The sequence below is a fragment of the Synechococcus sp. H60.3 genome (assembly GCF_047462295.1).
GTDB lineage: Bacteria > Cyanobacteriota > Cyanobacteriia > Thermostichales > Thermostichaceae > Thermostichus.
Genome location: NZ_JANSIY010000016.1, coordinates 1 through 8384 on the forward strand (window position 1 = coordinate 1; position 8384 = coordinate 8384).

Genomic DNA, 8384 nt, shown 5'->3' on the forward strand with positions numbered 1-8384 from the left:
GGTGGGGAATCCCGCGCCTTACGTTGAATAAGCCCAGGGAGATTACCCAGCAGCGAGGAAGCGTTGAGCAAAAGTTGGCATCATCCGGCGTTGGGTTAGTCTTGCTCAAGCGGCAGGTATCTTGTTACCACCACCAGGGCTTGAGGGGGGTGCCGTCGGGGAAGATCAGGCCGGCAATCCGGGATCCGCTGTGCTTGAGGCCCTCGATCTGGGCGCCTTCCAGGTTGGCCTGGGCGAGGTTGGCGCGGCTGACATCGGCCCGGCGCAGGTTGGCCCCCTGGAACTGGGCCTGACGCAGCTCGGCGCCGCTGAGATCGGCTCCTTCCAGGTCGGCATTTTGCAAGTTGGCCTCCCGCAGATCCGCCCGCTGCAAGTTGGCTCCCCGCAAGTCTGCTCCCTCTAGGTTGGATCCGCGCAGATCCACGCGGCTGAGGTCGGCCCCCCGCAGCCGGATCTGGCGCAGCACCAGCCCCCTCAAGTCGGCCTTGCTCAGGTCTTGGCCACAGAGATCCTGCCCCTCTCCTCCCCAGTTCTGCAACTGCCAGATGTGGCGCAGCCGCTCCTCCAGCCGGGTTGTCTCAGAAAGCTGGGATCCCCGCAGGCTGGTGCCGCTGACTTTTACCCCCCTCAGGTCGGCTCCCCGCAGATCTGCCCCTTCGAGGACAGCGCCGCTTAGCTTGGCTCCCTGCAAATTGGCCTGGCGCAGATCCGCCTGGCGCAGGTGGGCGCCGTTGAAGTTGCAAAGGCGCAGGTTGGCCTTTCTCAAGTTAGCTTCGTAGAAGTTGGCACCTCCCAGCCGTGCCTCTTGCAGATCCCCTCCCTCCAGGTCGGCGTAGGCAAAATCCCGCTCCCCGCGCCGATAGGCCACGATGACCCCCTGCGCACCTCCCACTGGGCGAAAGGGGCTGTAGGTGCGACAGGCTTCCTCTGCCTCCGGCTGCTCGAGCTGGGAGAGGAGCCGCCACGCTGCCAGGCGCACCGCCCAGGAGGTGTTGCCAGCCAGTGCTTCGATGAGTTCGGCCAGACCTGCCGGCCCGTACTGCAGCAACTGGGGCAAGGTGGCCAGACGTACCACCTCGTCGCCCTGGGTGAGCCGTCGCCGCGCCCCCTCAAGCCCCCCCAAGACCAGGGCGTGGATCGGTGCACCGCCGGCTGCCACTTGTCCCCCCAGCACCAGATCCCAGGGGCGGGGCCGGGATCCCTCACCTGTGCCCACTGCAGGTCGGGAGTTGCCGAGCATGGGTGGAGGCCAATGGGCCTGGTTATACCCAGCGCCCCACCACTACGCGGATGGTGCCATCCTCTAGGCGCTCCTCCGCCTCGATGGCGAAGCCCTGCTGCCGGGCAGAGCGCAGCAAGCTCTTGTGGGCGTAGCGCTGCAAAATCGGCTCTAGGAAAGTCTGGGGATCGATGCCCGCCCCCCACAGATCCACCACAAGCTCGTAGTGATCCCCGTTGCGGCGAAAGCCGATGTCAAAGCCGTTCTTTTGCCGGATCACCAGATCGGCGCGAGTGCGGTTCCAGAGGTAGCCGCGCAGGCTGGCGTTCCGCTCCACGGTGTAGCCCAATTCCTTGAGGGTCTCTTCCAGCAGGTCGGCATCCTTGATTTGCACTTGCAAGGTGGTGAAGTGGGACATGGCGGTTCCGATCCTTGAACGGATGGAGACGGGATCCTCACTATAGAAGCGCCTCTGCAGTTGTGGAAGAAATGTGAAGGAGGATTACGTTTCCCGCGGCTCCCGCAACTTCTCTACCCTCACGGCAGCGGGATGGTGTTCTCGTTCCCTGGCTGCAGAGGCTTCGGCTTCTCCTGGGGAGCCGGGATCCCATCTCCCTTGGCCAGGGGCAAGGTGCGGGCCCGGGATCCCTGCCAAGGATCCAACACATCCCGAATCAGCACCTCCTGGATCCACACCTGCAGGATGGCCGCCAAGGGCACAGCCAAAAACAGGCCCAGTACTCCAAAGAAAAAGGCCGAGGTAACTTGGGCCACCAAAGTCAGAGCCGGCAAAAGCGACACCTGCCGCGACATGACGATGGGGGTGAAGACGCTGCTTTCCAACTGCTGGATGAAGATGTAGAGCCCCAGCACCGCCAGCGATTTCCAGGGGGCATCGGTGAGGGCCACCAGCATGGGGGCGACCACGCTCAAGGTGGGGCCGATGTTGGGGATGAAATTAAACAGTCCCGCCAGCACGGCATTGGCCAAGGTTAAAGGCACGCCCAAAATCCACAGCCCAATGCCGCTTAGCAGCATTACCAGGCTGCTGGTGAAGAGGATCCCCACCAGCCACCCTCGCAGCGCCAGCTCGCAGCGCTTGAGGATATAGCGGACGCGGGGGCGGTAAAAGGCGGGGAAAACCGAGACAAAGGCGCGGCTGTAGGCTTGAGGATCCACCAACAATAGGATGGTGAGGATGATGACAAACAGCAAGTTGAGCAGGGTGGCAAAGAAGGCGGTGAAGGACTGGGAGAAAAAGTCCCGCACCTGGCGCACCAACTCAGTGGCCTGGGGCACAAGACTATTGGCCAACTCCCGCAGCGTCGGCAGCTCGATATCCGTCGGCAACGAGAGGATGAGGTTCTCAAATAGCCGCTGCGCCTGCACGATCCCAGCGGGCACCCCATCGGTAAACAGCCGCCGCAACTGATCCGCCAGGGGAGGCACTACGATCAGCCCCACCAGAATTGCCCCCACCAGAACCGTCAAGCCGGTGATGAGGAGCGAGGGGCCACGGCGAAAACCGTAGCGCTGCGGGATCTGAGCCAGGGTGTCTAAAGCTACTGCCAAGACGATGGCCGCAAACACCAATAGCAGGATCTGCCGGATCTGCCAGAGCAGAACCAACAGGCCCAGCAGCGCTGCCAGCCCCAGCCAATGGGCGAAGGTCACCGCAGCTCACCTCCTCTCTCGCCCCGTCGTCGCCTATTCTAGATGGGATCCCGAGCATTCCCATGGGGGAGCGCCGTATGCGCGATCTGGAGCCGCAAGCAATGGCTCTGGCCTTTGATGGCCTGGAATTCGGGACAGAATCCTTTCCTGCCGAGGAAGTCCCCCTGCTCTCGGTGGGGGGAGTGTCCGGCTACTTGAAGTCGCTGCTGGCCGGGGATCCCTACTTGGCCAGGCTGTGGGTGGTCGGAGAAATCTCCAGTTGCCAGCGCAACCGCAACGGCCACCTGTTCCTGACCCTGGTGGATCCGGAAAGCGGCGATGTCCTCAAGGGGGTTGTGTGGCAAAGCCAGACTGCCCGGCTCAGCTTCTGGCCGGAAGTGGGGCAACAGGTGCTTGCGCTGGGGCAAATCGGCATCTACAGCGGCGGCAGCTACTATCGCCTTGTTATCTGGCAACTGCTGCCGGCGGGCGAGGGGCTGTTGGCGTGGCGCTTGCAGCAGCTCAAGGCCCGCCTGGCTGCCGAGGGCCTGTTCGACAACCAGCGGCCTCTACCTACCCACCCTCAGTGCATTGCCGTCGTCAGCTCTCCCGACGCCGCCGGCTGGGGCGATATCCGCCGCACCCTCAACCAGCGCTACCCCGGGCTGCGGGTGCTGTTTTCGCCGGCCCAGGTGCAAGGGGAAGCGGCCCCGGAGTCGATTGTGCGGGCCATTCGCCGGGTGGAACAGGATGGGCGGGCGGAAGTGCTGCTGATTGCTCGAGGGGGTGGATCCGGCGAGGATTTGGCTTGCTTTAACGATGAGCGGGTGGTGCGGGCCATTGCCGAGTGCCCTATTCCGGTGGTGACGGGGATCGGCCACCAGCGGGACGAGACCTTGGCGGACTACGCGGCCGACTACGCGGCCCACACCCCCACAGCGGCGGCCGAGCGGATCGTGCCCGATCTGCGGGAATTGCAGCGCCAGGGATCCCAGTTGCGCCAGAAGTTGATCGAACGCACGCTGCAGGCTTTGGAGAGGGCACAGCGGCGCTTCCAGCACACCCAGCGCCATCTCGCCCAAATCCATCCGGAGCGGCTGCTGCAACAGGCGCAGGAGCGCCTAGCCCAACGACAGCAGCACCTTGTCCAGGCCGTGCGCCATCGCCTTCAGCAGCAGCAACAGCGCCAACAGGCCCTCCAGGAGCACCTGCAAGCCCTCGACCCTGCCGCCGTCCTCAGGCGGGGCTACGCCCTGGTGCGGGACGAACGGGGATCCCTGGTTCGCACCCACCACCTACCGCCGCAGACCCGGCTGAGGATACAACTGGCCTTGGGAAGCCTCTGGGCCCGAGTGGAGGAGAGCCATGAGCCGCCGCAAACGTGAGGATCCCTGGCGCTACGAAGCAGCCATTGCCGAAGTGGAAAGTTTGATTGCCCAGATTGAATCGGGGGAGCTGGATCTGGAGGAAGTGGTGGAGCGCTTCCAGCAGGCCGCCCAGACCCTAAAGCGCTGCGCCCAGTTTTTGGAGCAAAAACGGCAGCAGGTGGAGATCCTCATTGAGGAGTTAGGCCCTGGCGAAGAAGAGCTGCGCGAGTTCTAGAGCCGGGGGGAATGGGGCAGTCCAAGAAACTGGGCAAAGGCCCCAGGTGCCCCTGCTGCTGTTGCTCAACGGGGGCAAGGCTTGACGAAGGGGGCGGTGCCCCTGAAGATGGTCAAGTTGTCAAGATCCTTTGGGGCGCCCTCTATGTCCGCCAAGATCTTGGATGGCAAAGCCCTGGCTGCTCGCCTGCAAGCGGAGATGGCCGCCCAAGTGCAAGCTTGGCTGCCGCGGGTGGGGCGTCCGCCGGGATTGGCGGTGCTGCGGGTTGGAGAGGATCCCGCCAGTGCGGCTTACGTGCGCGGCAAAGAGCGGGCCTGTGAGCGGGTGGGCATCGCCTCCTTTGGCCGCCATTTTTCCGCCCAAGACTCCCCCGCCCATCTGCTCGACGCCATCGCCCAACTCAACCAGGACGAGCGGGTGGACGGCATCCTTGTGCAACTGCCCTTGCCCCCCGGCTGGGATCCCATCCCGCCCCTTCTGGCCATCGATCCCGCCAAAGATGTGGACGGGCTACACCCCCTCAACTTGGGCCGGCTAGTGCGCGGCGAGCCCGGCCTGCGCAGTTGTACCCCCCTGGGCGTGATACGCCTGCTGGAGGCAGAAGGGATCCCGCTTGCCGGGCAAAAAGCCGTAGTGGTCGGTCGCAGCCTCCTGGTGGGCAAGCCCTTGAGCTTGATGTTGTTGGCTGCCGACGCCACGGTTACCATGGCCCACTCCCGTACACCCAACCTGGCCGAAGTAACCCGCAGTGCCGACATTGTAGTCATGGCCGTGGGGCGCCCTCGCTTGCTCAAGGCAGAAATGGTGAAGCCGGGGGCTGTGGTGGTCGATGTAGGCATCAACCGTATCCAAGGCCCTGACGGAGCTGAGCAGTTGGTGGGAGATGTGGACTACGAAGCGGTTAAAGAGCGGGCCGCTGCCATCACGCCTGTGCCGGGCGGCGTGGGGCCGATGACGGTGACGATGCTGCTGGCCAACACCCTGGAAAGCTACAAGCTTCGCAGCCACCTGTAGCTGGAGGCTGTCCTCAAAATCCATGTCCTTGAAAAACTTCCAACCGCTGGCCACCAGGATGGAACCTTGGAGACATCAGCGAGGCTCCTTGTATAGCTTGTTACTCCGAGTGGCAGTGAGATGAGTGATCTTCAGGCCTGCTCGAGAGTCCCCGCGAGGGGAGCGCAAGAAGATTGCTAAGCGATAGTTATTCGCTGTCAAATTTTTGTCCAAATCCTTTACGTTGACAGTCGCAGATCGGGGATCGCTGTAACGTATGGATATGAACTTAGGTTAACTAGCGGCCCGTTTCCCCAGAACTGAAGCTCCGAGGGCGGGCAAGGAGTAGGGTCTCATGCTGCCGAGTGGCTCCCAAAATCCCCCTGAGCCGGCGGCCCAATCAGGGCAAGGGGATCCGGCTCCCTTTCTAACCGATGCTAGCTCTCCGCCTCCGCGAGCTACCACCACCGTCCCCTACGTGGTGTTGCACGGCCATTTCTACCAGCCGCCGCGGGAGGATCCCTGGTTGAACCGCGTTGAACGTCAGCCCAGCGCCAGCCCCTTCCACGACTGGAACGAGCGCATTTTAGCGGAGTGTTATCGTCCCAACGCCTTTGCCCGCATCCTGGACGATCAGGGGCGGGTGGTGCGCATTGTCAATAACTACGAATTCTTGAGTTTTAACTTTGGCCCCACTCTCCTCTCCTGGTTGGAGGAGCACGACGTTGAAGTGTACCAACGCATCTTGACTGCCGACCGCCTCAGCGCCGAGCGGCTGGAGGGACATGGCAATGCCATTGCCCAGGTCTACAACCACGTCATCCTGCCCCTGGCCAACGAGCGGGACAAGTACACCCAGATCCGCTGGGGGATCGCCGATTTCCAGCATCGCTTTGGCCGCTTCCCCGAAGGCATGTGGCTGGCGGAAACTGCCATCGATGCAGCAACAGTTGCAGCCTTAGTCGACTGCGGGATCCGTTTCGTCATCCTCGCCCCCAGCCAGGCGCAGCGCATTCGTCCTTTGGGTCAAACGGAATGGATCGATGTCAGCCAGGGCCAGATCGATCCCAGCCGGCCCTACCGCTGCTTTACCCCGGATCGCAGCGGCTACCTGGACATTTTCTTTTTTGACGGCCCTATCTCCCGGGATCTCGGCTTTGGCGATATTGTCTACAGCACCCAGTCGCTGGCAGAGCGGCTCCGGCTGGCCATCCGCCCTGACAGAGAAGGGGAACCCTATCTGATTAACTGTGCTACCGATGGCGAGACCTTTGGCCACCACAAGCGCGGCGTGGAGCGCACGCTGGCCTATGCCTTTTGCGAAGAGTTTCCCCGGCGGGGCTGGCAGGTGGGCAACTACGGCCACTTCCTCAGCTACCATCCCCCCACTTGGGAGGTGCAACTCAAGCCAGTTACGGCCTGGAGCTGCGCCCACGGGGTGGGACGGTGGTCGCGCGACTGCGGCTGTGGGGCAGTTCCAGGCTGGCACCAGCGCTGGCGGCAACCGCTGCGGGAGGCCCTCAACTGGCTGCGGGATCAGTTGGCCGAGATCTACGAAACGGAGGCCAAGGCCTACCTGCGGGATCCCTGGCTGGCCCGGGATCGCTACATCGAGGTGATCTTGGATCGGGAGCGCTGCGAGGCGTTTTTGCAGGAGCACCAGAGCCACCGCCTCACTGCCGAAGACCGGGTGCAAGTGCTGCGCCTGTTGGAGATGCAGCGCTACGGCCAATTGATGTTTACCAGTTGCGGCTGGTTTTTTGAGGAGCTGTCCCGTCCTGAGGGAGTGCAGATCCTGCGCTACGCGGCGCGGGCCATCGAGCTGGCGGCAGCAGTGGCGGATGTGGATCTGGAAGAAGAATTTCTGCGCCGCTTGAGCAAAGCCCCCAGCAACCTCGAGCTCTACAAAGATGGCCGAGGCGTTTACCAGGCGCTGGTGCGCCCCTGCCTAGTTAGCCCGCAGCGGCTGGTGGCTCAGCACGCCATGCTTTCCCTGTTCAACAGCATGCCCCGAGCTCCCGGATATATGCTGGAGCCAGTGGATCAGGAGCGCCTGGCTATAGGGGGATCCACCCTGCTGGTTGGGCGAGTGAAGCTCTCTTTTCCCACCACCTTTGAGGAGCATGACCTCATCTACGCTCTCCTCCATCTGGGCGGCTGGGACTTTCAATGTGGCGTCAAGCCGTTTACGGGGCGGCGCAGCTATGAGCAGTTGAAAGCCCGCCTGCTGTCTGGAGCCCACAGCCGCATCCAGGTGATCCTGACCCTGCAGGAGCTGTTTGGCCCGGAAACCTTTGACCTCAACGCTTTGACGGAGGAAGACCGGCAGCAGATGCTGCGCTGGTTAACCCAGGATACCCTGGATCGCCTAGCCCAGCTCTACCGCCAAACCTACCTGGAAAACTACGGGGTTTTGATGGCTTTTCGGGCCGATGGCCTGCCAATCCCAGAGGAGCTGTTGGCTGCTGCGCAGATCACCCTCAACCAGCGCCTGTTAAGCAGCTTGCGAGCGATGGAAATCGAAGAGGGCAAGCGGGATCACCTGCTGGAGTTGCGGGCCATTGCCCGCGAGGCGGAGCAGTTGGGGTGCCAGTTGCGGCGGGAAGAGGCGGCCCGGGTTTTGGATCGGCTCTTGCAGCGGGGGATGTGGCAGTTGGCCCAGGCAGCCGACTCGGAAACTCTCAGCGAACAGCTCCACAACCTAGAAGAGTGGCTGCGCCTAGCTGCCGATCTCAACCTGCCTATCCGCCTGGATCGCCTCCAAGAGCTCTACCTACTGCGGCTAGAGCGGCAGCGATTAGAGGCGCTCCGCAGTGGCCCTGGGATCCCTGGCGAAGTCCTCCACCGCTTGCTGCGGCTGGGGCAACAACTTCGCATCAATGGTGCTGCCTGTCTCCAGCACCTACTGCCTCCAGCA

At 63.0% G+C, this 8384-nt stretch carries 7 protein-coding genes; 4 read left to right on the forward strand and 3 right to left on the reverse strand.

The window, feature by feature from the left end; all coding sequences use genetic code 11:
- Positions 1-124: 124 nt before the first annotated feature.
- The 3 genes from NW841_RS03170 to NW841_RS03180 form a co-directional block, all read right to left on the reverse strand.
- Positions 125-1240: a pentapeptide repeat-containing protein gene (locus tag NW841_RS03170; protein ID WP_414366626.1), complete on the reverse strand. Its 1116-nt coding sequence runs from the start codon at positions 1238-1240 to the stop codon at positions 125-127.
- 22 nt (positions 1241-1262) lie between these two features.
- Entirely contained in the window at positions 1263-1637 is a 375-nt protein-coding gene (locus tag NW841_RS03175; RefSeq protein ID WP_414376867.1) for a DUF1257 domain-containing protein, read from the reverse strand.
- Between the two features lie 119 nt (positions 1638-1756).
- Positions 1757-2893, reverse strand: coding sequence for an AI-2E family transporter (locus tag NW841_RS03180; RefSeq protein ID WP_414366630.1), 1137 nt, complete (start codon positions 2891-2893; stop codon positions 1757-1759).
- Between the two features lie 77 nt (positions 2894-2970).
- On the opposite strand from NW841_RS03180, the gene xseA reads away from it, so the two are divergent.
- The 4 genes from xseA to NW841_RS03200 form a co-directional block, all read left to right on the forward strand.
- Complete coding sequence (xseA, locus tag NW841_RS03185; RefSeq protein WP_414385321.1) at positions 2971-4257, forward strand: exodeoxyribonuclease VII large subunit; 1287 nt, start codon at positions 2971-2973, stop codon at positions 4255-4257.
- The gene (gene xseB, locus NW841_RS03190; protein ID WP_414366634.1) at positions 4238-4474 is read left to right on the forward strand and encodes an exodeoxyribonuclease VII small subunit; all 237 of its coding nucleotides are present in this window, start codon (positions 4238-4240) and stop codon (positions 4472-4474) included. The genes xseA and xseB overlap by 20 nt, the downstream gene beginning before the upstream one ends.
- A 144-nt stretch (positions 4475-4618) precedes the next feature.
- Entirely contained in the window at positions 4619-5488 is an 870-nt protein-coding gene (gene folD / locus NW841_RS03195) for a bifunctional methylenetetrahydrofolate dehydrogenase/methenyltetrahydrofolate cyclohydrolase FolD (RefSeq protein WP_414385323.1), read from the forward strand.
- A 334-nt stretch (positions 5489-5822) separates the two neighbouring features.
- Positions 5823-8384 (forward strand): DUF3536 domain-containing protein (locus tag NW841_RS03200; RefSeq protein ID WP_414385325.1); only part of this gene is annotated, 2562 nt, incomplete at its 3' end.